The sequence below is a fragment of the Verrucosispora sp. WMMA2121 genome (genome assembly GCF_027460185.1).
GTDB lineage: Bacteria > Actinomycetota > Actinomycetes > Mycobacteriales > Micromonosporaceae > Micromonospora > Micromonospora palythoicola.
On sequence record NZ_JAPZBH010000004.1, the window covers coordinates 740196 to 763202 of the forward strand.

General features: G+C 71.8%; 27 protein-coding genes. 11 read left to right on the plus strand and 16 right to left on the minus strand.

Annotated elements, in window-relative coordinates; all coding sequences use genetic code 11:
- The first annotated feature begins 14 nt into the window (after positions 1 to 14).
- The 3 genes from O7605_RS04115 to O7605_RS04125 all read left to right on the plus strand — a co-directional run bounded on the left by O7605_RS04115 (position 15) and on the right by O7605_RS04125 (position 2610).
- Positions 15 to 1148: a hypothetical protein gene (locus O7605_RS04115; RefSeq protein WP_269738702.1), complete on the plus strand. Its 1134-nt coding sequence runs from the start codon at positions 15 to 17 to the stop codon at positions 1146 to 1148.
- Positions 1121 to 1834 carry a response regulator transcription factor gene (locus tag O7605_RS04120; RefSeq protein WP_269737978.1) on the plus strand — a complete coding sequence of 238 codons (714 nt, stop codon included), beginning with the start codon at positions 1121 to 1123 and terminating at the stop codon, positions 1832 to 1834. The genes O7605_RS04115 and O7605_RS04120 overlap by 28 nt, the downstream gene beginning before the upstream one ends.
- Positions 1835 to 1908: 74 nt before the next feature.
- Positions 1909 to 2610 carry a hypothetical protein gene (locus O7605_RS04125; RefSeq protein WP_269737979.1) on the plus strand — a complete coding sequence of 234 codons (702 nt, stop codon included), beginning with the start codon at positions 1909 to 1911 and terminating at the stop codon, positions 2608 to 2610.
- A 29-nt stretch (positions 2611 to 2639) separates the two neighbouring features.
- On the opposite strand, the gene O7605_RS04130 is transcribed toward O7605_RS04125, so the two are convergent.
- The 8 genes from O7605_RS04130 to O7605_RS04165 all read right to left on the minus strand — a co-directional run bounded on the left by O7605_RS04130 (position 2640) and on the right by O7605_RS04165 (position 11048).
- Positions 2640 to 3389, minus strand: coding sequence for a lysophospholipid acyltransferase family protein (locus O7605_RS04130; RefSeq protein ID WP_269737980.1), 750 nt, complete (start codon positions 3387 to 3389; stop codon positions 2640 to 2642).
- A gap of 113 nt (positions 3390 to 3502) precedes the next feature.
- The gene (locus O7605_RS04135) at positions 3503 to 5563 is read right to left on the minus strand and encodes an amylo-alpha-1,6-glucosidase (RefSeq protein WP_269737981.1); all 2061 of its coding nucleotides are present in this window, start codon (positions 5561 to 5563) and stop codon (positions 3503 to 3505) included.
- Positions 5563 to 5931 carry an SCP2 sterol-binding domain-containing protein gene (locus tag O7605_RS04140; protein WP_269737982.1) on the minus strand — a complete coding sequence of 123 codons (369 nt, stop codon included), beginning with the start codon at positions 5929 to 5931 and terminating at the stop codon, positions 5563 to 5565. The genes O7605_RS04135 and O7605_RS04140 overlap by 1 nt, the downstream gene beginning before the upstream one ends.
- Positions 5932 to 6123: 192 nt before the next feature.
- The gene (locus O7605_RS04145; RefSeq protein ID WP_269737983.1) at positions 6124 to 6540 is read right to left on the minus strand and encodes a CBS domain-containing protein; all 417 of its coding nucleotides are present in this window, start codon (positions 6538 to 6540) and stop codon (positions 6124 to 6126) included.
- 67 nt (positions 6541 to 6607) lie between these two features.
- Positions 6608 to 7048 carry a PPOX class F420-dependent oxidoreductase gene (locus tag O7605_RS04150; RefSeq protein ID WP_269737984.1) on the minus strand — a complete coding sequence of 147 codons (441 nt, stop codon included), beginning with the start codon at positions 7046 to 7048 and terminating at the stop codon, positions 6608 to 6610.
- 28 nt (positions 7049 to 7076) lie between these two features.
- Positions 7077 to 8099 (minus strand): aspartate-semialdehyde dehydrogenase, encoded by a 1023-nt coding sequence (locus O7605_RS04155; RefSeq protein WP_269737985.1) that lies wholly within the window; start codon positions 8097 to 8099, stop codon positions 7077 to 7079.
- A gap of 218 nt (positions 8100 to 8317) precedes the next feature.
- Positions 8318 to 9670 carry a M16 family metallopeptidase gene (locus tag O7605_RS04160; protein WP_269737986.1) on the minus strand — a complete coding sequence of 451 codons (1353 nt, stop codon included), beginning with the start codon at positions 9668 to 9670 and terminating at the stop codon, positions 8318 to 8320.
- Positions 9671 to 9755: 85 nt separating this feature from the next.
- Positions 9756 to 11048 (minus strand): M16 family metallopeptidase, encoded by a 1293-nt coding sequence (locus O7605_RS04165; protein ID WP_269737987.1) that lies wholly within the window; start codon positions 11046 to 11048, stop codon positions 9756 to 9758.
- 127 nt (positions 11049 to 11175) lie between these two features.
- Here O7605_RS04165 and O7605_RS04170 point away from each other — a divergent pair, with 127 nt between their 5' ends.
- Positions 11176 to 11910 carry a phosphodiesterase gene (locus O7605_RS04170; protein WP_269737988.1) on the plus strand — a complete coding sequence of 245 codons (735 nt, stop codon included), beginning with the start codon at positions 11176 to 11178 and terminating at the stop codon, positions 11908 to 11910.
- On the opposite strand, the gene O7605_RS04175 is transcribed toward O7605_RS04170, so the two are convergent.
- Positions 11877 to 12101 carry a hypothetical protein gene (locus O7605_RS04175; protein WP_269737989.1) on the minus strand — a complete coding sequence of 75 codons (225 nt, stop codon included), beginning with the start codon at positions 12099 to 12101 and terminating at the stop codon, positions 11877 to 11879. The two genes, O7605_RS04170 and O7605_RS04175, sit on opposite strands and share 34 nt — an antisense overlap.
- A gap of 94 nt (positions 12102 to 12195) precedes the next feature.
- A complete protein-coding gene (locus tag O7605_RS04180; protein ID WP_269737990.1) occupies positions 12196 to 13347 on the minus strand; it encodes an alkaline phosphatase PhoX in 1152 nt (383 codons plus the stop codon).
- Between the two features lie 301 nt (positions 13348 to 13648).
- Here O7605_RS04180 and O7605_RS04185 point away from each other — a divergent pair, with 301 nt between their 5' ends.
- The 3 genes from O7605_RS04185 (at position 13649) to O7605_RS04195 (ending at position 15508) form a co-directional block, all read left to right on the plus strand.
- Positions 13649 to 14752 (plus strand): 3-deoxy-7-phosphoheptulonate synthase, encoded by a 1104-nt coding sequence (locus O7605_RS04185; RefSeq protein WP_269737991.1) that lies wholly within the window; start codon positions 13649 to 13651, stop codon positions 14750 to 14752.
- Between the two features lie 278 nt (positions 14753 to 15030).
- Positions 15031 to 15273, plus strand: coding sequence for a hypothetical protein (locus O7605_RS04190; protein WP_269738703.1), 243 nt, complete (start codon positions 15031 to 15033; stop codon positions 15271 to 15273).
- Positions 15274 to 15310: 37 nt separating this feature from the next.
- A complete protein-coding gene (locus O7605_RS04195; RefSeq protein ID WP_164447568.1) occupies positions 15311 to 15508 on the plus strand; it encodes a hypothetical protein in 198 nt (65 codons plus the stop codon).
- 108 nt (positions 15509 to 15616) lie between these two features.
- Here the strand turns inward: O7605_RS04195 and O7605_RS04200 are convergent, their stop codons facing one another.
- The 3 genes from O7605_RS04200 to O7605_RS04210 all read right to left on the minus strand — a co-directional run bounded on the left by O7605_RS04200 (position 15617) and on the right by O7605_RS04210 (position 16859).
- Positions 15617 to 16150, minus strand: a complete 534-nt coding sequence (locus tag O7605_RS04200; RefSeq protein ID WP_269737992.1) for a DUF1360 domain-containing protein — start codon at positions 16148 to 16150, stop codon at positions 15617 to 15619.
- A gap of 62 nt (positions 16151 to 16212) precedes the next feature.
- On the minus strand, positions 16213 to 16536 hold the full coding sequence (locus O7605_RS04205) for a hypothetical protein (RefSeq protein WP_269737993.1): 324 nt from the start codon (positions 16534 to 16536) through the stop codon (positions 16213 to 16215).
- Positions 16536 to 16859, minus strand: coding sequence for a DUF6158 family protein (locus O7605_RS04210; protein ID WP_164447571.1), 324 nt, complete (start codon positions 16857 to 16859; stop codon positions 16536 to 16538). The genes O7605_RS04205 and O7605_RS04210 overlap by 1 nt, the downstream gene beginning before the upstream one ends.
- A 120-nt stretch (positions 16860 to 16979) precedes the next feature.
- Between O7605_RS04210 and O7605_RS04215 the strand changes: the two genes are divergently transcribed.
- Together O7605_RS04215 and O7605_RS04220 are read left to right on the plus strand one after the other, a co-directional pair.
- A complete protein-coding gene (locus O7605_RS04215) occupies positions 16980 to 17432 on the plus strand; it encodes a hypothetical protein (protein ID WP_269737994.1) in 453 nt (150 codons plus the stop codon).
- A gap of 26 nt (positions 17433 to 17458) precedes the next feature.
- Positions 17459 to 17794, plus strand: a complete 336-nt coding sequence (locus O7605_RS04220) for a DUF3817 domain-containing protein (RefSeq protein ID WP_269737995.1) — start codon at positions 17459 to 17461, stop codon at positions 17792 to 17794.
- A 10-nt stretch (positions 17795 to 17804) separates the two neighbouring features.
- On the opposite strand, the gene O7605_RS04225 is transcribed toward O7605_RS04220, so the two are convergent.
- A complete protein-coding gene (locus O7605_RS04225) occupies positions 17805 to 18332 on the minus strand; it encodes a DUF6232 family protein (RefSeq protein WP_269737996.1) in 528 nt (175 codons plus the stop codon).
- 455 nt (positions 18333 to 18787) lie between these two features.
- Between O7605_RS04225 and O7605_RS04230 the strand changes: the two genes are divergently transcribed.
- A complete protein-coding gene (locus O7605_RS04230) occupies positions 18788 to 19759 on the plus strand; it encodes an NlpC/P60 family protein (protein ID WP_443083867.1) in 972 nt (323 codons plus the stop codon).
- A 111-nt stretch (positions 19760 to 19870) separates the two neighbouring features.
- Here O7605_RS04230 and O7605_RS04235 read toward each other — a convergent pair whose 3' ends face one another.
- Positions 19871 to 20860, minus strand: coding sequence for a sigma-70 family RNA polymerase sigma factor (locus tag O7605_RS04235; RefSeq protein WP_269738705.1), 990 nt, complete (start codon positions 20858 to 20860; stop codon positions 19871 to 19873).
- Positions 20861 to 21466: 606 nt separating this feature from the next.
- On the opposite strand from O7605_RS04235, the gene O7605_RS04240 reads away from it, so the two are divergent.
- On the plus strand, positions 21467 to 22162 hold the full coding sequence (locus tag O7605_RS04240) for an SDR family NAD(P)-dependent oxidoreductase (RefSeq protein ID WP_269737997.1): 696 nt from the start codon (positions 21467 to 21469) through the stop codon (positions 22160 to 22162).
- Here the strand turns inward: O7605_RS04240 and O7605_RS04245 are convergent.
- Positions 22147 to 22812 carry a dTMP kinase gene (locus tag O7605_RS04245; protein ID WP_269738706.1) on the minus strand — a complete coding sequence of 222 codons (666 nt, stop codon included), beginning with the start codon at positions 22810 to 22812 and terminating at the stop codon, positions 22147 to 22149. The two genes, O7605_RS04240 and O7605_RS04245, sit on opposite strands and share 16 nt — an antisense overlap.
- Positions 22813 to 23007: the final 195 nt, after the last annotated feature.

Here is a 23007-nt window from a genome sequence, read left to right on the forward strand (position 1 = left end):
TACCGGCTCAGCGGCTGAGGTCGGCGCCCGACGAGATCGGTGCGGTCCGGGCGGCCGCCGCGGTGGCCCGCATCTCCGACCGGGGCGCCCGGATCGTCGCGGTCACCATCGCGCTGGTCTGGCATCTGGCGATCGGGCTGCCCGCGGTGCTGGCCGCCGGATCGGCGCTGGCCGTGCCCGCGGTGGTGCTGGGTGGCTGGTTGCTCGTGGCGGCGCTCGGCGTGATCGCCGGCATCCGACTGCTACGCGACACGCCGCTGCCGGCCGCGCCGCTGGCCGGCCTGCTGCTCGTCGTGGACGTGGCGGTCTTCGCCGCGGTCGGTCGGTCGCATCTGTTCAGCCCGGCGAACTGGGTGTGGGGCACTCTCGCCTGGTTCTTCCTGGTGGCGCTCTGGGGGCGGCCGGTGGGCCGGCTGCTCGCCCTGCTGGCCGCGCACGCGGCCACCGCGCTGACCGCCGTCGTGCTGCACGGCGCTACGCAGGCCGCCGATCTGGCTCGGGCCACGATGGCGCTCTACGGCACGTCGTCGTTGCCGGTGGCGGTCTTCGCCGGTGCGGCGGCGCTCGCCGCGCTGTCCCGGCAGCGGGCCGCCACGGCGGCAACCACGAATGCGATGGTGGCCGAACGGGAAGCCGCCGAACGTGCCCGGCACGAGCGGGGCGAGCGGCTGAACCTGGTCAGTCGCGCCGCCAGCGAGGTGCTCACCGAGTTGGCCCGTGGGCAGGCCGATCCGGCCGACCCGGAGGTCCAGCGCCGCTGCGTACGCGCTGCCGCTCGGCTGCGACGCCTGATCGCCGAGTCCGACGACGTGCCCCACCCGTTGCTGCACGAACTGCGGGCCGCAGCCGATCTGGCCGAGCGCAACGGCCTGCCGATCGACCTGGTCACAATTGGTTCACCGCCACCGTTGCCGGTGCGGATCCGCCGGGGCCTGGCGGATCCGCTCACCGCCGGACTCGCGGACGCACGGGACTGGGCCCGGCTGACCGTCGTCTCCAGCCCGGACGAGGTGGTGGTCAGCCTCGTAACACCCGACCGGGAGGGCCCGGACGACCCCGGGCATCCGGCGGAGGACGACGGGCAGGTGGAGCACCTCTACGAACGGGACGGGAAGATCAGATGGACGCAGACGCGCTGGCACCGGTGACGCCGGGACGGCCCGTCGGTGTGGCGATCGTGGACGACCACCCGGTGGTCATCGACGGGGTGCGCGCCTGGCTCGCCACCGAGCCCCGACTGACCGTGCTGGCCACCGGTGACGATCCGGACGAGGTGTTGCGGACGGCACCGCAGGCCGACGTGGTCCTGCTCGACCTGCGCTTGCACGGACGGCTGGTGCTGGACAAGCTCGCCGAGCTGAGTTCCGCCGGACGGCGGGTGGTGGTCTACTCAGAACACTCCGACCCGGCGACGATGCTGGCCGCGTTGGACGCCGGTGCGGTGGCGTTCCTCGCCAAGCACGAGGGACGGGAACATTGTGTGGCGACCGTGCTGGACGCGGCGAGTGACCGGCCGTACGTCGCGCCGGCGCTGGCCGGCGCGATGGTCGGTGATCCGCGACCGGACCGGCCGATGCTGTCCGACAAGGAGCGTGAGGCGCTGCTGTTGTGGTTCCAGTCGATGTCGAAGGCGTCGGTGGCCCGGCGGATGCGGATCAGCGAGCACACTGTGAAGCAGTACGTCGACCGGGCGCGGATCAAGTACACGCGGGCCGGTCGCCCGGCCGCCACCAAGGCGGCGCTGCTCGCCCGGGCGATCGAGGACGGACTCGTCCGACCAGAGGAAATTGGTATCTACCGGTCGCGCGCGTCGACCGATCGGCCGACCCCCTAACGGGCGTCATGACAGCGGCGGAAGTCTCGGCGAGGCTCATGGGTAGATGCCGTCCGCACCGGAGGTTCCCGACGATGCACGATGACGCGTCCCCGTTCTTCATCGCACCGCACCGATTCGACGCGGTGGACGACGGTACCGGCCCGGTGCTGGACCGGCGGCACGAGCTGGTCCCGGCGAGCGGCGAGCAGGTGCTCGACCGTCACCGGGTGGACGTGGCCGGGTATCTGCTCGGTCCCAGCGACGCCTACCGCGCCTGGTCGTTGCCCGCCCCGGTGGCGCTCACCGTCACCGACCACCGGCTGACGTACGTCGGTGGGGACCGGCAGCGCACCGACCTGGGCGTCAGGCACCGCGGGACAGCCCGCCTGCCGGCACTGGTCAGCGGGCAGATCCGCTGGCAGTGGCCGTCGCGGCTGGAGTTGGCGCCCGCCGCCGACGGCAACCCGGCGACGTTGCTGGTGGTCTGTGACGCGCTGCGGACGATCCGGCAGCCGGCGCTCGCCCTGGTCGGTCCCGGCGACCGGATCGGCGAACTCGCCGGGCAGCTGCGCCACGCGATCGCCACGTTCCGGCTGGTCCGGCCGGAGCTGGTGGACCTGTCCCCGCCGGAGCGGGACGCGCTGGCCCGGCTGGCCCGGACCACGTCGCTCAGCGGCACGGGCCGGGTGCTGCTGCCCGGTGCCCTGCCGGTGGAGTTCCACTCCCGCGAGGACTACTACCGGCCGAGGCACGTCGACGCGCAGCCGTACGACGCGGCATCCGGCCAGCGGTAGGCCGCCGGCATCCTGCGGGCTCGACCTGTTCAGCGAGTCGTGGGACGCCGGTCGCCGGCGTCGAGCGCCGCCGCCTCCTGCGGGGTCGGCGCGCTGCCGCCGAGGTGCGCCGGCAACCACCACCGGTCCGCCGGTGCGGCCGGCTGGTCCGGGTACTCCCGCTGCGCCCGGTCGACAAGCGCCCTCAGCCGGGTACGCAGTTCCTCGGTCATCGTGGCGGGGTCCGGGTACCCGGACGGATCCATCGGCTCGCCGACCAGGATGGTGATCGGGGTGTGCCGGCGGGTGAGCGTACGCGGACGCCCCTTCGTCCACAGCCGCTGAGTGCCCCAGAGCGCGACCGGCAGCACGGGTACCTGCGCCTCGCGGGCCATCCGGGTGGCTCCGCTCTTGAGCTCCTTGACGGTGAAGGAGCGGCTGATCGTCGCCTCGGGGAACACGCCGACCACCTCACCCGAGCGCAGCGCGGCGACCGCGGCGGCGTACGAGTCGGCGCCGGCACGCCGGTCCACCGGGATGTGTCGCATGCCGCGCATCAACGGCCCGGACACCCGGTGCCGGAACACCGAGTCCTTGGCCATGAACCGGACGAGTCGCCGTGACTCGAGGGCACCAAGTCCGCAGAAGATGAAATCCAGGTAGCTGACGTGGTTGCTGGCCAGCACCGCCCCGCCGGTACGGGGAACGTGGTGGTCGCCCTCGACGGTGAGCCTGAGGTCGAGGACCCGGAACATCGTCTTGGCGGCGGCGATAACGGGCGGGTACACGAGTTCCGGCATTCCGGAACTTTACCCCGAGTAGGTTACGCACCGGTAGGGACGGTGGTCGCCGTGATCTGCGCCAAGCGTGGCCGGGTCACCCGTCGCCCGGTCGGGCGACCCGGCCACGCCGGTCACCCGGCGAGCGGGTGCAGGTCCACCCGGCCACGGGCGAAGGCGTCCACCCGGCCCCAGCGGCCGGGGATGTCCAGCACCTCGATCCGGCCCATGCCGACCGGCAGCCGCGGCTCGACCGCCAGGTGCCCCTCGTGCGGCTCCAGGCCGAGCATCGTCCGCAGCAACAGCAGCGGGGCCCCCGTCGACCACGCCTGCGGACTGCACGCCGTCGGGTACTCCACCGGGAACTTCGTCTGCTCACGCGGGTAGCCGCCGAACGCCTCGGGCAACCGTCCGTCGAAGTACCGGGCGGCGTCCAGGATGCCGTTGGCGATCATGGCGGCCTCCTCGGCGAAGCCGTACCGGCGCAGACCCCAGGCGCAGAACGAGGTGTCGAAGGGCCAGACGGTGCCGTTGTGGTAGCCGATCGGGTTGTAACGCACCTCGCCCTCGGCCAGGGTCCGCACTCCCCAGCCGGTCCAGAGCCGTGGCCCGACCAGGTGGTTGGCGATCTGCTCGGCCCGCTCGTCGTCGACGATCCCGCTCCAGAGCAGGTGGCCGATGTTGGAGCTGAGCACGTCGCACTGTCGTCCGTCGGGATCGAGCGCGAGCGCGTAGTAGCCGCCGTCCTCGACCCACCAGTCCCGGTTGAACCGCTCCTTCAGGGCCGCGGCCTCCCGCTCCAACTGGTCGGCGTACGCCGGGTCGTCCCAGAACTCGCGGGCCAGCCGCGCGCCGCGCATCTTCGCGTCGTACGCGTACCCCTGCACCTCGCAGGTGGCCCGGGGAAACGGCGGCAGCGTGCCGTCGCGGTAGGAGATGGAATCCCAGGAGTCCTTCCAGCACTGGTTCTCCAGGCCGGTGTCGGTGTTCCGCCGCTCATACCAGATGTAGCCGTTGCCGACCAGGTCGGCGTAGTCGTCGATCCACTTGAAGGCCCGGCGGCACTCCTGCTCCAACTCCTTGACCAGCGCGCCGTCGCCGCTCCACTGCTCGTACTCGTCGAGCAGCACCACGAACAGCGGCGTCGAGTCGACCGCTCCGTAGTACGGCGAGTGCGGTTGCTCCTCGAACGCGGCGCTCTCGCCGTACCGCATCTCGTGCAGGATCCGGCCGGGGTCCTCTTCCCGGAAGTCGTCGAACCGGGTGCCCTGCAGGGCCGCGAGGATCCGCAGCGTGGTCGCGCTCAGCTGCGGTGTGAACGGCAGCGTCTGCAGGCAGGTCAGGATGCTGTCCCGGCCGAACATGGTCATGAACCACGGCAGGCCGGCGGCGGGCAGGGTCTGACCGCCCAGCGAGAGCGGCGAGAAGCGCAACGCCGCCAGGTCGACGATGCACTTGCGGTACGTCGCGGCCAGCCGGTCGTGCTCGCTGTTCACCGTCGGCGCCTTGGCGATCCACTCCTCCAGGTCGTGCTGCAGGGCGAGCCGCTCGGTGCCGTGCGCCTGCAACCCGAGACGCAGGTCCCGTCCGCCCGGGCCGACCGCCAGGGTCTGCACGTCGATGCGGGTGTTCCACTGCTCGTTCGGTTCCAGGTGGATGGAGTACGCGAAGCCGTTGCGGTCGTACCGGGCCGGCACGGAGGACGAGATGATCGTCTCGCGCTTGAAGTTGCCCCGCCGGTAGCCCAGGCGCAGCCGGTCCGGCTCGGCCTCGGAGTAGATCTCACCCTTCTTGTTGAGGATCTCGTCCTTGACCTCGAACAGGTCGGCGAAGTCGCAGCCGGCGTCCATCCGGATCTCCAGGTCGACCGCCTTCTCGTCGTGGTTGAGGATGGTGATGTCCTCCCGGAAGCTCCCACCGACCGCCCGCTCCCGGATGATCGACAGTTTCGCGTCCACGTAGTGCGTGGCCAGCCCGGGCACCAGGAAGAAGCGCGACTCGTAGTACTGGAGGTCGTCGTAGGAGAGGGCGTTCAGTCGCTCACCGTTGACCGTGAGCACCCATCTGGAGAGGAAGCGGGTGTCGATGGAGAACAGTCCCGTCGGCTCCGTCGGTGTCGCCTCGATGTCCCCGGTGGCCTCGCTGACGACGAAGTTGTTGCCGTCGAGGATCCGTACGGTGTGGCTGGGCGCCATCACTGCACCCCCTTCCGGTAGCGCTGCGGTCCCCGGGCGTACGGCGACCCGGGGAAGATCCGTTCGACCTGCACCACCAGGCGGGCGTCACCGGTGACCGTCATGTCCCCCCGCAGCAGCGCCGCCAGCCCGTTCTCCCGGCCGGTGACCAGTTCCTCGAACAGCGCGGGGCTGGTACCGACCACCGTGTCGGCCTCCATGTCCTGCCGACTGACCTGGATGTCTCCCCGGTCGATCCGCACCAGCCAGTGCGTGGTCTGCGGCCCCTCGTGCAGGTCGAAGCGCAGGGCTCCGGAGGTCTTCGCCAGCAGAGGCTCGTACCCCTGCTGGTCGAGGTCCTCGAAAAACCGCGTGGTCGCGTCCGCCATCGGGCCCCTCCTCCCAATCGCTCATGTCCCGCAGGAGGGGTCCCCGAGGCCCGCTGACTCAACCTCACCCGCTTGGGGTGAGGCCCGACCGGCACGTGCTGCGGTGAAACACAGGACCGCGGGACTCGTGGCGCCGAGCGGCACGGAGCCGGCTCCCGACGGCTCGGGAACCGGCTCCGTTCGGCGCAAGGATCAGTTGTTGGGGTCGTCCGCGCTGATGTCGGCCAGCACCGACTGGGGCTCCCGCTCGACCGCCAGATCGCCCATGGACACCAGGCCGATCAGTCGGCCGTCCTCCAGCACGGGCAACCGCCGCACGGCGTACGTCCGCATCAGGTCGGCGGCGGCGACGGCGTCGTCGTACTGGCTCACCGTCACCACGTCCTTGGTGGTGATCTGGTTCAGCCGGGTGGTGTCCGGATCCATGCTCTCCGCCACGCCTCGGACCGTGATGTCCCGGTCCGTGACGATGCCGACCACGTTGTCGCCGTCGGTCACCACCACGTCACCGATGGCGGAGTCGCGCATCTCCTGGGCCGCCGCGACGAGCGTGGCGTTGCCGTCCATGGTCACCAACCGGGTCGTCATGAACTCTCCGACCGTTGTCATGGCGCCTCCCTCTGGGTGTCGGGCAACCAGGGGTCTACCCGACCGTCGCGGGCAGTAACGTGACCGGTCAGCCGCGCGGCGGGATGCCGTACAGGCGCTCCACGCGCAGCCGCAGCACCAGCCGCCTCTCGGCCACCATGGCCCGGCGGTAGTCGTCCCAGTCCGGATGTTCCCCCTGTACCGCCCGGTAGAGATCGACCAGCTCGGCGACGGTGTCGTCGCCGGGCTCCGCCGCGACCGGGGTCAGCTCGGCCCGCACCTCCGCCACCGCGTACGACCAGCCGTCGTCGCTGGCCACGTGGAAGCTGGCCCGGGGGTCACGGCGCAGGTTGGCGGTCTTCGCCCGCCCGTCGGTGACCGACACCCGGATCAGCCCGTTCGTGCGGTCATAGGCGTAGACCACATTCGACAGCTGTGGCCGCCCGTCGCGTCTGATGGTCGCCAGCACCCCCAGCGACCGACCCGCGATGAGGTCGCTGAGGGCGTTGCGGACGTGCTCGTCGGTCACGTTCTGCTCCGATCGGTCGGACAATCGTTCAGCCCTCGGCGGCGACCAGCTCGGCCAGCTGCACGGCGTTGAGCGCGGCGCCCTTGCGCAGGTTGTCGCCGGAGCAGAAGAGCGCCAGACCGTGCTCGACGGTCTCGTCGACCCGGATCCGGCCGACGAACGTCGGGTCCTGGCCGGCCGCCTGCAACGGGGTCGGCACGTCGGAGAGGGCGACGCCCGGGGCGTCGGCGAGCAGCTCGTACGCCCGCTGCGGGCTGATCGGCCGGGCGAACCGGGCGTTGAGCTGAAGCGAGTGACCGGTGAAGACCGGGACCCGCACGCAGGTGCCGGAGACCTTCAGGTCGGGGATCTCCAGGATCTTGCGGCTCTCGTTGCGGAGCTTCTGCTCCTCGTCGGTCTCCGCCGACCCGTCGTCGACGATCGAGCCGGCCAGCGGCAGCACGTTGAAGGCGATCGGCTGGGCGAACGAGCGGGGTGCGGGGAACTCCACCGCGCCGCCGTCGAAGGTGAGCCCGGCGGCGGTCTCGGCGACCTTGCGGACCTGCTCGTCAAGTTCGGCGACGCCGGCCAGGCCGGCGCCGGAGACCGCCTGATAGGTGGCGACGACCAGGGCGACCAGTTCCGCCTCGGCGTGCAGCGGGCGCAGCACCGGCATCGCGGCCATGGTGGTGCAGTTCGGGTTGGCGATGATGCCCTTGGGCCGGACGGCGGCGGCGTGTGGGTTGACCTCGGCGACGACCAATGGCACCTCGGGGTCCATCCGGAACGCCGAGGAGTTGTCGATGACGACCGCACCGGCGGCGGCGACCCGTGGCGCCAGCTCCTTGGCGGAACCCTTGCCGGCCGAGAAGAGCACGATGTCCAGCCCCGCGTAGTCCGCGGTGGCGGCGTCCTCGACCGTGATCTCCTCGCCGCGCCACGCGAGCGTCCGCCCGGCCGAGCGCGCCGAGGCGAACAGCCGCAGCTGCTCCGCCGGGAAGTTCCGCTCCGCCAGCACCTGCCGCATCACGCCACCGACCTGGCCGGTGGCACCCACAATGCCGATCCTCATGCCCGCGAGGCTACCCAGCCCGGTGCCCGGATCGGGAACGCTTTCCCACCGGCGGGGATTCCGGCGGCCGGGCCGGACCGGACCGGTCCGGGAGAGTCGCCCCTCGCCGGCCGGTTCCGCCGCAAGAACATCGTCGCGCCGCCCTCACCCACCGCAGCATCTCAGCCCGGTCACCACCGCCGCGACCGACGTCACACTTTGGCCCCGCGGGCGGTCGATCATGTCCCGGACGGGTGGTCGGTCAGCTCGCCGAGACCGGTGGCCAGCAGCTCGTCCCTGATCACCGCGGCGTCGCCCTCGACCACCAGGGTCAGCGACTCCGGACGCAGGTGCGTGGCGGCGGCCGCCGAGACCTGGTCCACCTGGGCGCCGAGCAGTTCCTCCCGCAGCCGGGCGTGGTAGTCGTCCGGCAGGTCGTGCACCACGAGCGTGCTGAGCGCCCCGGCGATCGCCCGTGGGCTCTGCAACTCGACCGAGAGCTGGCCCGCCCGCCAGGACCGGGCCACCGCCAGCTCGTCCTCGGTCACCCCACCGGCCTGGGTACGCGCGATCTCGCCGACCGCCTCGACCAGCGCCGGTGCGGTGACGGCGGTCTGCACGCTCGAACTGACCGCGAACCGGCCGAACCGGCGGGACGAGGCGAAGTCGCCCCGGATGCCGTACGTGTAGCCACGGACCTCCCGAATGAGGTGGTTGAGCCGGGAGGTGAACGCCCCGCCGAGCACCGTGCCGGCGAGCGCGATCGGCACGTGGTCCGGGTGTGCCCGGTGCGGGCCGGGATGACCGAGCCGCAGGGTGGACTGCACCGATCCGGGCCGATCGACGAGGATGATCCGCCGCTCGGGACGCACCGGCACCTCGATCGGCGTCCCCCGGTCCACCGGCCCACCGCCGGTGCCGGTGAACGCCGTGGCGGCGAGGGCGTCCAGGTCGAGCCGCTCCAGGTCACCGGCGACGACCAGGGTGCCCGGACGGATGAACCACTCCGAGTGGAAGACGGTCACGTCCTCCACGTCCAGGCCGGCCACCGAGTCGGGGTCGCCGTACATCGGACGGCCCCACCGGTTGCCGGCCCCGAACAGGTCGGCACGCAACGCCGCGTCGGCCCGTGGCCCCGGGTTGGCCCAGTCCATCCGCAGCGCGGTCACCTCGTCGTCGCGGACCCGCCGCACGTCGTCCGGGTCCAGCCTCGGGGTACGCACCGCCTCGGCGAGCAGTTCCACCGCCGCGCCCAGCCGACCCACCGGCACCTGCACGCTGGCCTGGAAGGTGTCCCAGTCCAGCCCGGTCACCAACTCGGTGCCGAGCGCCTCGATCGCCAGCGCGTACGCGGTGGCGTCACGCTGGGTGGTGCCTTCCTCCAGCGCCTTGGCCAGCACCCCGCCGAGCCCCTCGCGGCCCACCGGTTCCCGACCGGCACCCGCGTCCAGCAGCAGCATCGCCACGGCGAGGTTCTGCCCGGGCAGGTGCGCGGCGACGACGTCGCCACCCGCGACGGAGCGGCGGACCACCTGGGGAAAACGGTACGGGCGGGCCGTACCCGGACCGGGACGATCAGCGATCAGGGTCACCGGGCGATCCTCTCGTTCGCGGCTGCGGGGCTCACGGATGCCCACCCGCAGCACTCCGCCGGGCGGCACCGCCCGCTGCTGGCGCTCACTGCTTGTCCTGCGGAAGGTAGGTGAGGGTCACCCGGTCGTCGGCGCCGAGCACCTCGGCGGCCACCTCGGCGATCTGCTCGGCGGTCACCGCGAGCCAGGCCGGTAACCGCTCGGCCACCGTGGCCGGGTCGTCGAACTGGGTGGCGTACCGGCTCAACGCGTCCGCCCGGCCGTCCACCGTGGACATCTGCCGCCACCACGCGGTGGTCAGCAACGCCTTCGCCCGATCCAGCTCGGCGGCGGTGACCGGCACGGTCGCCAGCTCGTCGACCACCTCGGCGAGCCCGGCGGCCAACCGCTCACCGCTCACCCCGGGACGGGCGGTGGCGGTGGCGATCAGCGGTGCCGGTGCGTGTGCCAGATCCACCCCGTACGCACCGACCAGATCGGGCTGGGCGATCCGCTCACCATCGGCGAGCCGCTGGTAGAGCCGGCTGCCCCGACCGCTGCCGAGCACGGTGGCCAGCACGGTCACCACGTCGTATCCGGGGCTGCCGAACGGGTGGGTGCGGTGCGCCACGTACACCCGCGGTGCCGGCACCTCGGTGACCACCGTCTCCACCGCGGGGACTCCGGTGGCCGGCACGGCCCGCCCGTCGGGTGCCGCCGGGATCTCCGGCCGGGGCGGGATGCCGCCGAAGTACTTCTCGGCCAGCGCGACGACCTCGTCCACCGTGGTGTCGCCGACCACGCTGAGCACGGCGTTGTTCGGTGCGTAGTAGGTCCGGTGGAACGCCTGGAAGGTGGCCAGGTCGGCGGCGTTCAGATCGGCCATCGAGCCGATGGTGGCGTGGTGGTACGGGTGGCCTGGCGGGTAGAGCAGCGGCAGCAGCCGCAGCCAGGCGTCGCCGTACGGCACGTTCTCGTAGCGCTGCCGACGCTCGTTCTTGACCACGTCCCGCTGGTTGTCGAGCGTCTCCTGGGTCAGTGCCGGCACCAGCCCGCCCATCCGGTCGGCCTCCAGCCAGAGCGCCAACTCGAGGTGCTCCGCCGGGACCGTCTCGAAGTAGTTGGTGCGGTCCGGGTTGGTGGTGGCGTTGAGCGAGCCGCCGGCCCCCTGGACCAGCTTCATGTGCTCGGTCTTCGCCACGTGCGTCGAGCCCTCGAACATCAGGTGCTCGAAGAGGTGGGCGAAGCCGGTCTGTCCGGCCGGCTCGTGCCGGGAACCCACGTCGTACCAGAGGTTGACCGCGACCGCCGGGGCGGTGCGGTCCTCGCTGACCACCACGCGCAGGCCGTTGTCCAGTCGGGTCGTCGAGATCGGCCAGGGGTAACCGCTGTCGGGCATGGCACCGACGCTATCCGATCTTCCGCCTCGGCAGGCCGCGGGACGCCCCACCGGCGAGCCGCGTCGACGCACGGGTCCGAGGAGCGGACGGCGGCATCGACGGTGGGGCCCTGGGTATGCGGAAGACATGCCGACGCTCTCCTGGCCGCCGCCCGCCGTCCTCGCCGAACGAGCGGCACGGGCCGTGGCCCGGCTGCGCCGGGGCCGGATGCTGCACCCGGCCGGCCGGTCCTTCACCGGTGCGGTGCTCGTCTGGGGTACGCCCGGGCGGCCGACCGGTGTCCGGCTGCTCGACCGGCCCGGACAGTACCCGGCCACCGTCCGGCTCTCCAAGGGAACACCCACCCCGGGCGCCTGGCCCGACGTGCTCGGCCTGGCCGTGCGGATCCAGCGCACGACCGGACAGCCGTTCGACCTCCTGGTCAGCTCCAGCGCCACCGCACCGGTGCTGCGGCATCTGCCACTGCCGAGACGCAGGTTCGCCGGCACGTACAGCTCGGTCATGTCGTACCGCACCGGTCGGCGGCGGCTCTGGTTGGCCGTGCTGGCCGACCCGGAGTCACCCGACCTGGGCCGGGACCTGGCCGGCCTGTCCGCCGCGGTGGCGGCCGGCCGGCCGAGACTGGTCCTTGCCGTCGCCTCGGCCGCCGGACCGTGGCGGCCGTTCGGGCAGGTCACGATCGGCGATCAGCTCAGCGCGCGGGAGGACGCCGGGCTGGCCTTCGACCCGGTCGGCAACCTCCCGGAGGAGCTGCGCCTGGCCGGACCGCTGGCCTGGCTGCGCCAGCACACCTACCGAGGATCCCGCCGAGGGCGTGGCGCCACCGCTCAGTCCGGCGGTTCCACCGGGTTGACGGTCTGATCCGAGGTGCGCCGCTCCAACACCGTGTCGGGGGCGACGTTCTGGTTGGCCTCCCGGGCGTCGGACTCGGTGAGGATCGCGTCGGCCTGGGCCTGCGCGTCGTCGCTGCCGGCAGCCGCCTCCTCCGGTAGCAGGTGGGCGCGGGACTCCACCCGCTCCTGGTCGCTTCGCTCGTCAGTCTCGTCAGTCATGGCGCTCCTCATACCCCGCCCCCGTCTTCCCCACTCCGGCGAGGGCGGGCCCCTCGTGTTGTCCGAGGGACCCGACCTCGCCGGAGACCCGAGGTCAGCGGAACGGGCCACGCACCTCGTAGGTGATGCCGCCGGAAGAGGAGCCGGAGGTGCCGCGCTGGGACGAGAAGTACAGCCGGGTGCCGTCCGGTGAGAAGGCCGGCCCGCAGATCTCCGAGGACGACTGACCGGTGATGCGCAGGAACGGGGCGACCACCCCGGCCGGGGTGATGATGTTGATCTCCATGTTGCCGCCGTCCTCGGCCACGTAGAGGTCACCCGAGCCGGTGCCGGTGATGTTGTCCACCCCGGTCAGCGGTGCGGTGCCGGAGACCAGCGAGTCGTCGTACGCCAGGTCGATGCGTTGGTTGACCGCGTCGTACGCCCACACCCGGTTGTCACCCTTGGTGGTGAACCAGCAGGTGCCGTCGTCGTACCAGCAGCCCTCGCCACCGTTGAACCGCTTTGCGCCGGAGACCTGGCTGCGGGTCACCGTCGGCGACCCGTCCGGGTCCGGTACCCGCGCCCAGGTCACCGGGCCGCTGGTGGCGGACCCCGCGACCAGCACCTCCAGGGTGCCGGACGAGAGGTTGCCCCAACTGTTCGGCCGGAACCGGTAGAAGCAGCCGTTGCTCTCGTCCTCGGTCAGGTAGATCACCCGACGGTCCGGGTCGCAGGCCGCGGCCTCGTGCTTGAACCGTCCCATCGCCGGCCGCTGCACCGCGGCGGTACCCCCCTGCGGGTACGTCTCGTAGACGAACCCGCGGTTGACCTCCTCGCAGGAGAGCCAGGTGCCCCACGGCGTGGCCCCACCGGCACAGTTCTGGTTGGTGTTGGCGAGGATCCGGTACGCCGAGGCGATGCTGCCGTCGGCGTTGAAGCGCACCGCCGAGGCACCGCCGCCCGGGGTGATCTCGGAGTTCGAGACGTAGATCCAGCCGGTGCCGGCGACGAAGCAGGCACCCCCGTCGGGCGCGTCGTGCCAGGTGTACGACGTCCCGGAGACGGCCTGGCGGGACCGGGCGATCACCCGGCTGGTGAAGCCGGTGGGCAGCTGGATGCCGTTGCCGTCGGCGCTGCGCAGTGATCCGTATGGGCTGGGGCCGGGCTGGGCGGGTGCGGCCACGGCGGCGCCCGCCCAGAGGCTGCCGGAGAAGGCGGCGGCGCCACCGGCGACGGTGGCGCGCAGGACGGTACGACGATCCATCGGGGACCTCCGGAGGGAGCAGCGTTCGGTGGCGCTGAAATTACCGGCGGTTTTATCGATGTCGGTGAACACGAGACGAGGCTTTGTCGACGGGAGGATGAGCGCTCGGGCACGGTCGGGTACGCTTACCGCCGTGACGCGCTCGTATCGATGGTTTAGGCAGCCGGCTCGGCCGGTGACCTCACCATGATCTGACGTCACCGAATTCGAGCCGGCCGGGCAGGAGCTTTCGTTCCTGCCCTTTCGCGTACGAGCAGCCGGCTCGACCCGGGCACCGGCCCCGGGTGCGGTCGGCGGAAGGATGCCCACCGTGACGACCCCGGAGAACCACCGGGTCATCGACCAGCGGATCGACCGTGTGGTACCGCTGACCACCCCGGCCCTGCTGCTGCACGAGCTACCCCTGGACGACGCCCTCACGGCGGCCGTACTGGCTGGCCGTCGGGCGGTGGGCCAGGTGCTCGACCGCGCCGACGACCGCCTGCTGGTGGTGGTCGGGCCGTGCTCGGTCCACGACCCCGCCGCCGCCCTCGACTACGCGCACCGGCTCCGGGCGGCGGCCGAGCGGGTCGACGAGGACCTGCTCGTCGTGATGCGGGTGTACTTCGAGAAGCCGCGTTCCACGGTGGGCTGGAAGGGGCTGATCAACGACCCCGGGCTGGACGGCTCCGGTGACGTCAACACAGGGCTGCGCCGCGCCCGGGCGCTGCTGCTCGACGTGCTGCGTCTCGGTCTGCCGGTGGGCTGCGAGTTCCTCGACCCGATCACCCCGCAGTACATCGCGGACACCGTCGCGTGGGGGGCGATCGGGGCGCGCACCGTGGAAAGCCAGGTGCACCGCCAGCTCGCCTCCGGGTTGTCCATGCCGATCGGCATGAAGAACCGTCCCGACGGCAGCATCGCCACCGCGGTCGACGCGATCCGGGCGGCCGGCGTACCACACGTCTTCCCGGGCATCGACGTCTCCGGCACGCCGGCGATCATGCACACCCGGGGGAACGCGGACGGCCACCTGGTGCTGCGGGGCGGCGGCGGCCGGCCGAACTACGACGCCGAGTCGGTGTCCGGGGCGCTGGACCTGCTGCGCGCCGCGGGGCTGCCGGAACGGCTGGTGGTGGATGCCAGCCACGCCAACAGCGGCAAGGACCACCGCAACCAGCCCGCGGTCGCCGCCGACGTGGCCGGGCAGATCGCCGCCGGCCAGCGCGGCATCGTCGGGATCATGCTGGAGAGCTTCCTGGTACCGGGTCGACAGGATCTCGACCCCACCCGCGAACTCACCTACGGCCAGTCCGTCACCGATGCCTGCATCGGCTGGGACACCACCGACGAGGTGCTCTCCGAACTGGCCGCCGCCGTCCGCACCCGCCGCGCCACCGCCCCCTCCCTCCCCACCCCCGCCTAGTCCCACCTCGTTGATCATGAGGTTGACGGCAGTGTTCGATCTCCACGGTGCCGTCAACCTCATGGTCAACGCGGGTGGGCTGGTGGGTGGGCTGGGTGGGCTGGTGGGTGGGTGGGGTGTTTTGGTGGGGTGGGGGTGGGTAGGTCACGGGGGTGAGTGACGACGTACCCGTGACCGAGGCAGCCACGGCACCTACGACCCAGGCTCGGCTGCCCGACGCCATCCTGGCCGACGTGCCGGTGGTGGACACCGCCGCGCTCGATCCGCCCACCACCGACCTGCCCGGCACGGCCGCCGCGGTCGGGGACGAGGTGGAGACCGAGCAGGTGGACACCCGTCCGCTCGACGAACTGCTCGACGACATCTACCACGGTCAGGAGCGGATCAGTCAGGCGGACATCTACCGCCGCGCGGTCGCCGCGGAACTGCCGGCGCAGTTGCTGTCCCGGCTCAACGCGCTGCCGGAGGGCGAGTACGCGGCCGACGAGGTGACCGACCTGCTGGGTGGCTCGACGGGATGATCCGCCGGCGGCTGCCGGCGACGAGGAGAGGAACGCGATGACGCAGCGCGAGGAAGATCAGCACCCCCACCCGCCCGCGCTCGGCCAGCCACCGGAGGGGACGGACACCCTGCCGGAGCCGGACTTCGCCAACGAGCACGACCGCACCGCCGTCGACCGGGACATCGTCACCGGCGCCGACGAGGACGAGCGGGAACCGGAGTCACCCCGCGGCTGGTCCGGCATGCAGCGCTGAACTTCCGGGCCGCCGGAGATACAGCCGGAACCCGGAGATCGGTCGGACAACCGGAACGAGGTCGGCCCGGGATCCCGGGCCGACCTCGTCGCAGGTACCTACCGTCCGTCAATCCTCCCCGCCGCCACCCTCGGCCGCCTGCTGGGCCACCGCGTACCCCATCTGCAGGAAGTCGGAGGCCGCCACCGCGGTCAACGCCGTGGCGACGAGCCGGGTCAGCCGGGGCGCGAGCACCAGTCCGCCGGTCAGACCGGTCGCCACCCACACGGCCAGACAGAACGGGCAGCTGAGCAGTTCGCCGATGGCGTGGCGGGTGGAACTGCCCGAGTCGCGTACCTGCTCCATCACCTCACCACTGCCGATCGGCCGGTCGTAGCGGGTGAAGGGGGCGCGCAACGGACTGGTCACCGCGTCCTTGGACAGCAGCCGACTGAGCTTGTGGGTGGCGATGGCGAGCAGCACCACGTCCGACGTGCTGGGTCGCTCGGGCACGGTCCGTCCGGTCACCCGCACCAGGCCGGCGATCGCACCGGTCACTGCGGCGTAGGTGCCCATCGCCGCCAGGTAACCACCCAGCGGGCGGTGCTCGTGCGGCGCGTACGCCTGGCGCAACCGCGCCACCTTCTGCTTCAGATCGCTCACCCGGCCTCCTCTTCGGGTCACGCTACGAGTGCCGCCGCGGCCCGGCGGCGGGTCCGATCGGATCAGCCGGCCTGCAGGTTGTCGGCCACCTCGCGGGCCAGGCTGTCGAGTGCCTCGTCCGCCAGCCGGTCGACGTCCTCGCCACCCCCGCCGATCTCCAACCGGAGGCGGGAGCCACCGGCGTCGACCGGCTCCACCCGCAGGTCGGCCGACCAGTCGGTGCCTCGGGCGGTCCAGCGGGCGTGCAACTGCTCGGCCTCGCCCTCCTGGGCCGGGTCGTTCGACAGCAACGGCTCGGGCAGCCAGGAGGAGATCCGGTCGGGATCGGTGGCCGTGTTGAACACCACCTCCGGAGGCGCGGACACCCCCCGCTCGGCGTACGCCATCACGCGTCCCGCAGCCGGCTCGGATCGACCTCACGCCCCGGGTGGCGGGCGAGGTACTCGGTCTCCAGCTCGGCGGTGCGTCGCAGGTGATTGGCGAGCGCCGAGTCCGTGGCGTGGCGCAGCGTGTCCAGTCGGGTGCGGTGCAGGCTCTGCATCTCCCGGATGAGATCCTCCTCGCCCAGTTCCGCCGGATCGATGCCGAGCAGATCCGCCTCGGGCGCGGGCGTCGGCGTCCGGTCGTCGCCCCACTCAGGAATCCGCTGCTCGGGGCTCACCTCCGTACCGCCGGTGGGAAATCCGTCCGGTCGTCCCGATGCCGTCATCTCGCCCCCTCGTCCGTCCTGGGCTGGCGTCTGTACGGTTGCCCACCTCGGGTGTGGCCAAACCACGAGGCACTACGACACCGCGTCGGAGAAGGCGGCCGACTTCGGTACCCTCGTGGCATGAAGCGGCTCTGGACCCCGGCGTGGATCGCTCGCCACGTGGCCATGGTCGTGCTGGTGACCACCTTCCTCGGCCTCGGCTGGTGGCAGGTCAGCCGGGCGGCGGCGGGCAACGCCATCAGCTGGGGTTACGCCGTGGAGTGGCCGATATTCGCCGGCTTCGTGGTCTTCGTCTGGTGGCGCGAGGTGCGCCACACGTTACGGACGGCCGCTGCGCCGGACGAGCACCCGGCCGCACCGAGGTCCGCCGATCACCCGGCCGAGTCCGCCGGACCCGGCGGTGTCACCGCATCCGACGCCGGGCCGCCACGCCCGGGAATCCGTCGCCCGGTGCGGGTCGCCCGGGTCGGCGCCGGGCCCGGTGCGGACGACGCCGAGCTGGCCGCCTACAACCGCTACCTGTCATGGTTGAACGCCAATCCGGGCGCGAAGCCCGGTGACTATCCCGGCTGAACCGGGCCCGGAAGGACGGACGAGAAGTGCGCGCTGCCCTCACCCGCTACCGCGTGATCGCCTGGGTCGTCGGCGTGGTGCTGATCCTGCTGGTCGTGATCGGCATGCCACTCAAGTACGGCTTTGACAACCCGGTCGTGGTGGAGACCGTGGGCCAGGCACACGGCTTCCTCTACATGGTGTATCTGGTCGCCGCGTTCGACCTGTCCCGGCGGGCCGACTGGCCGCTCAAGCGGATGATCCTGGTGATGTTGGCCGGCACCGTACCGTTCGTCTCCTTCTGGGCCGAGCGGCGGGTGAGCGCGCTGGTCACCGCCGAGCAGCGGGAGCGCGAGCAGGAGCCCGAGCCGATCGCCGGCTAGCGACCCACCCTCACCGTCGCGGTCGCCACGGTTCGGTACCCGCCAGCGGGTCCTCCCAGCCGCCGTAGCTGTTCATCTCGCGGGCCCGGCGCAGCGCCCGGCTCACCTGGCCGAACTGGTGCTCGTCGTCGCTGCTGAACAACAGCTCGTCGCCGCCCGCCCGGCGACCCCACAGCTCGTACGCGGGTGGGCGCCAGCGGTCGCCCGCCACCGCGAGCAGCACCGGCACCAGGAACACGGCACCGAGCAGGAGGTACGCCCCGGCGGTGAGCCGTTGCAGCCCGCCGGTGAACCCGAGCAGCAGTCCCACCCCGCCGATCACCACCGTCGAGGTCAGCACGGCCCGGGTCGCCGCCCGGTCGTGTGGCCCCCGGGTGCTGTGCAGGTGGGTCAGCTCGGCGACGCGCCAACTGCTGCGCCCGACGGTGAACCGGTCGACCGTGACGATGATCCCGGGGCGCGCGTAGAGCAACGTCGGCCCGGTGCCGGCGCCTCGGGGTGTCCGTGGCGGTCGCGTCGTCGCGCCATCAGGATTCACGACCCCTCCTTCCACGGCTGGCACCGGTTCGATCACCGCCGGCCGGAGACATCGACACCGGTTGACGGGATTCCCGGCCGCGCGCTTCATTGTGGGCCGCCCGCGCCACTCCGGCTCGGGCGTTTGCGATGGTCAGAGGCCTGCCAGGGACAGGTGGCGCCGGAAACAGCGCAGCAAGTCCGGCTTGTCGGTCATAACGGCCCGGCATCCGACGTCATATGCCGGGAGCGACCAGTCCGACATGTCGCTGATAACCGCCTTGGGGCTGGTCGTGGCCTGCGTGCTTTGCCACAGCACCACCATTGGTCCCGGCTTTCTCTGCGGATGACAGGCGTCCCGTACTAGGTTGGGCGGGTCGGCTCGGCCGGCCGCCGTCCACCGGGACGGCACCGGGCCGTCGCCGTCGCGGAGCCTCAGCCGCCCGCGCCGGCCCTGGGAGAGGAGCATTCGGGCTCTTGTCGTCCCTGACGCACACGCTGCGCGCCCTGACGGCCACCGCCGTCACCTTGGCGCTGCTCATGCCGGCGACGGTGGCTCGGGCCGAGCCTTCCCCCGCCGAACTGACCCGGCGGATCGAGAAGGCCTCCGTCGAGTTGGAACGTGTGGTGGAGGCCCACAACGAGCTGCGGGAGAAGATCAAGGACAACCGTGCCGCGGTGGAGCGGTTGCAGGACCGGATCGGCCCACTGGAGCAGCAGGCCGAGCAGAGCCGCGAGGACGTCGGCGAGATGGCGGTGACCGCGTACAAGACCGGCACCCTGGGCACCGTCGACGCGCTGCTGCACGGCGGTGACTCCACCACGGTACTGGACCGGCTCGGCACGCTGGACCACCTGACCCGGCAGCGGCAGGCCACCATCGCCGGCTACACCGCCGACCAGCGGCGGCTGCTCGACGAGAAGACCCGGCTGGACGTGACGCTCAGCCGGCAGGCGGCGCAGTCCCGCGAGCTGTCCTCGGCGAAGAAGCGGATCGAGCGCGATCTCGCCAAGCTCTACGAGCTGCGCCGGCAGGCGTACGGCCGGGCGACCGAACGACCGACGAACCGGGCCAGCAGTGCCCAGGACGCACCCGCCGTCTCCGGCAAGGCCGGCGTCGCCGTCCGGTACGCCTACGGCGCGCTGGGCAAGCCGTACGCCTGGGGACAGGACGGGCCGGGCAGTTACGACTGCTCCGGGCTGACCTCGGCCGCCTGGCGGGCGGCCGGCCGGTCCCTGCCACACAACACCCGCATGCAGTGGGGAGCGGTGGCCCACATCAGTCGCGGTGAGCTGCGCCCCGGTGACCTGGTCTTCTACCGCAGCCTCGGTCACGTCGCCATCTACGTCGGTGACGGGCAGGTCATCCACGCACCGACCTTCGGCCGCAACGTGGAGAAGCGATCCGTGGACCTGATGTCGCCGTACGGCTACGGGCGGGTGCGCTGACCCACCGGCCTCGACGAGTCGATCCGGCCGCGTCCCGGCCGCCGACGACAAGCGGCGAACGGCCGGCGTCCCCCTATCGGACGCCGGCCGTTCGCCGTTATTGTCTCCCGCTCAGGCCGCCTGCAGACCCTCCGCCCGGGCCAGCTCGCGGAGCCGGCCGAGCGCCTGGATCTCCAACTGCCGGATCCGCTCCCGGGACAGGGAGAACCGCGAGGCCACCTCGGTCAGCGAGTGCTCACGGCCGTCCTCCAGCCCGTACCGGGCCCGCATGATGCCGGCCGAACGGTCGTCCAGGTGGTTGAGCAGCCCTTCGATCCGCTGCCGCTCCAACCCGGTGAGCACGATCTCCTCCGGGGAGGGAGCGTCGCTGTCGGCGACCAGGTCGCCGAGGTTGGTGTCGCCGTCGTCGCCGACCGGCGTGTCCAGCGACACGGTGTCCTGCGACCAGCGGACCAGTTCGTTGACCCGCTCGACGGTGACTCCCAGCGCCGCCGCGATCTGCTCCGGCTCCGGGTCGCCGCCCAGCTCACGGGTGAGCTGCCGGGCCACGTTACGCATCCGGTTGACGTCCTCGACCAGGTGCACCGGCAGCCGCACGGTGCGCTCCTGCTGGGCGATCGCCCGGCTGATGGCCTGACGGATCCACCACGTCGCATAGGTCGAGAACTTGTAGCCGCGTTCGTAGTCGAACTTCTCGACCGCCCGGACCAGACCGGTGTTGCCCTCCTGGATCAGGTCCAGCATCGGCATGCCGGAGCGGACGTAGCGTCGGGCGATCGACACGACCAACCGCAGATTCGCCCGGATGAACAGGTCCTTGGCCCGTTCCCCGTCGGCGACCAGCCGCTCCAGTTCCTCCCGGGTGACCCCGTCGGGGACGCGGTCCTCGCCGATCAGGTGCTCGGCGTAGAGGCCGGCCTCGATCGCCTTGGAGAGATCGACCTCCTTGGCGGCGTCCAGCAGCGGCGTCCGGGAGATCTCGTGCAGGTAGACTCCGACCAGGTCGCGCTCCTCGGCGACCTCGTCAGTTCGCATTCCGATGTTCTTGTCCACGGTGCCCACGGTCCCCTCGCTCGCGCCGGTTGCCCGGTTCCTTGCCATCCCCACGCCCATCAGCCCTCCCCCGTAACCTCCGCTGTGCCCATCGGTGCTGACATCTACACAACAGATGAGACGTGTCGGGGATTCCATGTCGTGGGTCGAAAGTGTCACGAATGCCTGATAATCCGCTGAGAGCAGCGTCCATGTTTGCTGTCAGCACCCTGCCTGGCTGTCGCCGGCAGGCACCTCGTGAGGTCGACGGATCGACGGATCGCCTTCCGTCCCGGTCCATGGCAGCACTGCCCGGCCGATAGTCGCAGCGACCCGGGTCACCACCGTGCTGCGATCCTGGTCACTGCCAGATACGCGTACGTCGACCGCTCGGTTCATCCACGCCGGTGGTAATACCCCACGCCCTGATGAACAATCCGCGCGCCGGTCCTATGCCCGCGACGACAGCGTGTGCCGGCCAGCTGTCTCGTTCCCGACGCGATGGTACGGATTCCGGGCCGTGCCGCCTTCGTCCCCGTCGCACCGGCCCACCACCCGCGGCCCGGTGTCCACCCGGATGAGGACGTCACCGGCCAGGGCGGACGGCGTCTCCGGTTCGGGCAGCGCGGCCGGGGCCCCGCCCCCGCCGACCGGTCACCGCACTAACCTCAGGCCATGGTGAATCGCAGTGTGTTGGTCACCGGAGCCACGGGCGGGCTGGGCACGGCGGTCAGCGCCGCCTTCTCGGCGGCGGGCTGGCGGGTGGTCGCGCCCCAGCGCCGACGACCGGACCCGATGGACGGACCCGAGGGCGACGCTCCGGTCCGGATCGTCGCCGACCTGACCGACCCGCGGGACGCCGCCCGGGTGGCCGAGGTCGCGGCCGGCGATCCCGAGGCGCCGCTACGCGCGGTGGTCAACCTGGTCGGCGGATACGCCAGCGGCGGCCTGCTGCACGAGACACCGATCGAGGACTTCGAACGGATGCTGACCATCAATCTCCGCCCGACCCACCTGGTCACCCGCGCCGCGCTGCCGCACCTGGTCGCCGCCGGCGGTGGCGCGGTGGTCTGTGTCGCGGCCCGGGCGGCGGTCGCGCCCTTCCCCGGGGCCGCCGGCTACGTGACCGCGAAAGCCGCGGTGCTCGGCTTCGCCGCCGCGGTCGCGACGGAGTACAAGGCGGCCGGGGTCCGCTGCAACTCGGTGCTGCCGAGTGTCATCGACACCCCGACCAACCGCGACGCGATGCCGGACGCCGACCACACCCGTTGGGTGGACCCGGCCGAGATCGCCTCGGTGATCCGCTTCCTCGCCTCGGACGAGTCGGCACCCACCAGCGGCGCCGCCGTACCGGTCTACGGACGGGCCTGAAGTGGGACCAGTTCCGTCACCGGAGCGACCGCCCCTGCCGGCACGGTAGCGGTCGGCTCGTTCCCGGCCGTCAGCCAGGCGTTCAGGTGCTCGCGGATCTCCCGGGCCAGTTCCTCGGCCGGGAGAGCCGCGTCGACCGGCACGAACGTCGGATACTCCGGCAGCGTGCGGTAGGCCAGGTCGGCAGCGGCCAGAAAGCCCAGGGTCTCGTGGTCGGTGCCCCGACGCTCGATCCGCCGGTACGCCTCGGTCGGCTCGACCGTCAGCAGGAACGTCAGTTGCGGCCGGGGGAAGAGTCGGTAGGTGGCCCGGATCATCCGCTCCCAGCGGTGCCCGCCGTGTGCCCGCAGACTGGCGTACTGGCAGGCCGCGTAGCGGTCCATCACGGCCACCCGACCGGTGCACAGGCCACCGAGCAGGGTCATCGCGATGGCCAACCAGCGCAGCACGGACTCCACCAGGAGCATCCCGTCCCGGCCGAGGAGACTCAGGGCATCAGGCCGACCGAGCCGGTGTGCCACCCGGCCGAGCCAGCGCCGGCCGCCGGCGTTGCGGTGGTAGGTGGCGGGATGCCCCGCCGCGGTGAGTGCCTCGGCCAGCCGGTGCGCCTGGGTGGTCTTGCCTGAGCCGTCGATGCCGATCAAGGCAATGGTGCGGAGCCGCCCCCTGCCACAGCGGACTCCCGTCGAATCGGGCGCTCCCGTCGATCTGGCCACCCTCGAAAGGCTATCCGACAGGCGCACGGTGCTCGCACCTTAGATCCGGTTTGCGCCCTGTTCATCCCCTTGCGCGCGCCGCGCAGGTGTGGGCAACCGGTATGCCGGGTACCGATCGGAGATCCCACC

Bases quoted from the DNA above. Each gene is read 5' to 3' on its own strand.
- O7605_RS04120 (WP_269737978.1), top strand. From the start codon at position 1,121: ATGGACGCAGACGCGCTGGCACCGGTGACGCCGGGACGGCCCGTCGGT.
- O7605_RS04125 (WP_269737979.1), top strand. From the start codon at position 1,909: ATGCACGATGACGCGTCCCCGTTCTTCATCGCACCGCACCGATTCGAC.
- O7605_RS04130 (WP_269737980.1), bottom strand. From the start codon at position 3,389: ATGCCGGAACTCGTGTACCCGCCCGTTATCGCCGCCGCCAAGACGATG.
- O7605_RS04135 (WP_269737981.1), bottom strand. From the start codon at position 5,563: ATGGCGCCCAGCCACACCGTACGGATCCTCGACGGCAACAACTTCGTC.
- O7605_RS04140 (WP_269737982.1), bottom strand. From the start codon at position 5,931: ATGGCGGACGCGACCACGCGGTTTTTCGAGGACCTCGACCAGCAGGGG.
- O7605_RS04145 (WP_269737983.1), bottom strand. From the start codon at position 6,540: ATGACAACGGTCGGAGAGTTCATGACGACCCGGTTGGTGACCATGGAC.
- O7605_RS04155 (WP_269737985.1), bottom strand. From the start codon at position 8,099: ATGAGGATCGGCATTGTGGGTGCCACCGGCCAGGTCGGTGGCGTGATG.
- O7605_RS04165 (WP_269737987.1), bottom strand. From the start codon at position 11,048: ATGCCCGACAGCGGTTACCCCTGGCCGATCTCGACGACCCGACTGGAC.
- O7605_RS04170 (WP_269737988.1), top strand. From the start codon at position 11,176: ATGCCGACGCTCTCCTGGCCGCCGCCCGCCGTCCTCGCCGAACGAGCG.
- O7605_RS04175 (WP_269737989.1), bottom strand. From the start codon at position 12,101: ATGACTGACGAGACTGACGAGCGAAGCGACCAGGAGCGGGTGGAGTCC.
- O7605_RS04180 (WP_269737990.1), bottom strand. From the start codon at position 13,347: ATGGATCGTCGTACCGTCCTGCGCGCCACCGTCGCCGGTGGCGCCGCC.
- O7605_RS04185 (WP_269737991.1), top strand. From the start codon at position 13,649: ATGCCCACCGTGACGACCCCGGAGAACCACCGGGTCATCGACCAGCGG.
- O7605_RS04195 (WP_164447568.1), top strand. From the start codon at position 15,311: ATGACGCAGCGCGAGGAAGATCAGCACCCCCACCCGCCCGCGCTCGGC.
- O7605_RS04205 (WP_269737993.1), bottom strand. From the start codon at position 16,536: ATGGCGTACGCCGAGCGGGGGGTGTCCGCGCCTCCGGAGGTGGTGTTC.
- O7605_RS04210 (WP_164447571.1), bottom strand. From the start codon at position 16,859: ATGACGGCATCGGGACGACCGGACGGATTTCCCACCGGCGGTACGGAG.
- O7605_RS04215 (WP_269737994.1), top strand. From the start codon at position 16,980: ATGAAGCGGCTCTGGACCCCGGCGTGGATCGCTCGCCACGTGGCCATG.
- O7605_RS04235 (WP_269738705.1), bottom strand. From the start codon at position 20,860: ATGGCAAGGAACCGGGCAACCGGCGCGAGCGAGGGGACCGTGGGCACC.
- O7605_RS04240 (WP_269737997.1), top strand. From the start codon at position 21,467: ATGGTGAATCGCAGTGTGTTGGTCACCGGAGCCACGGGCGGGCTGGGC.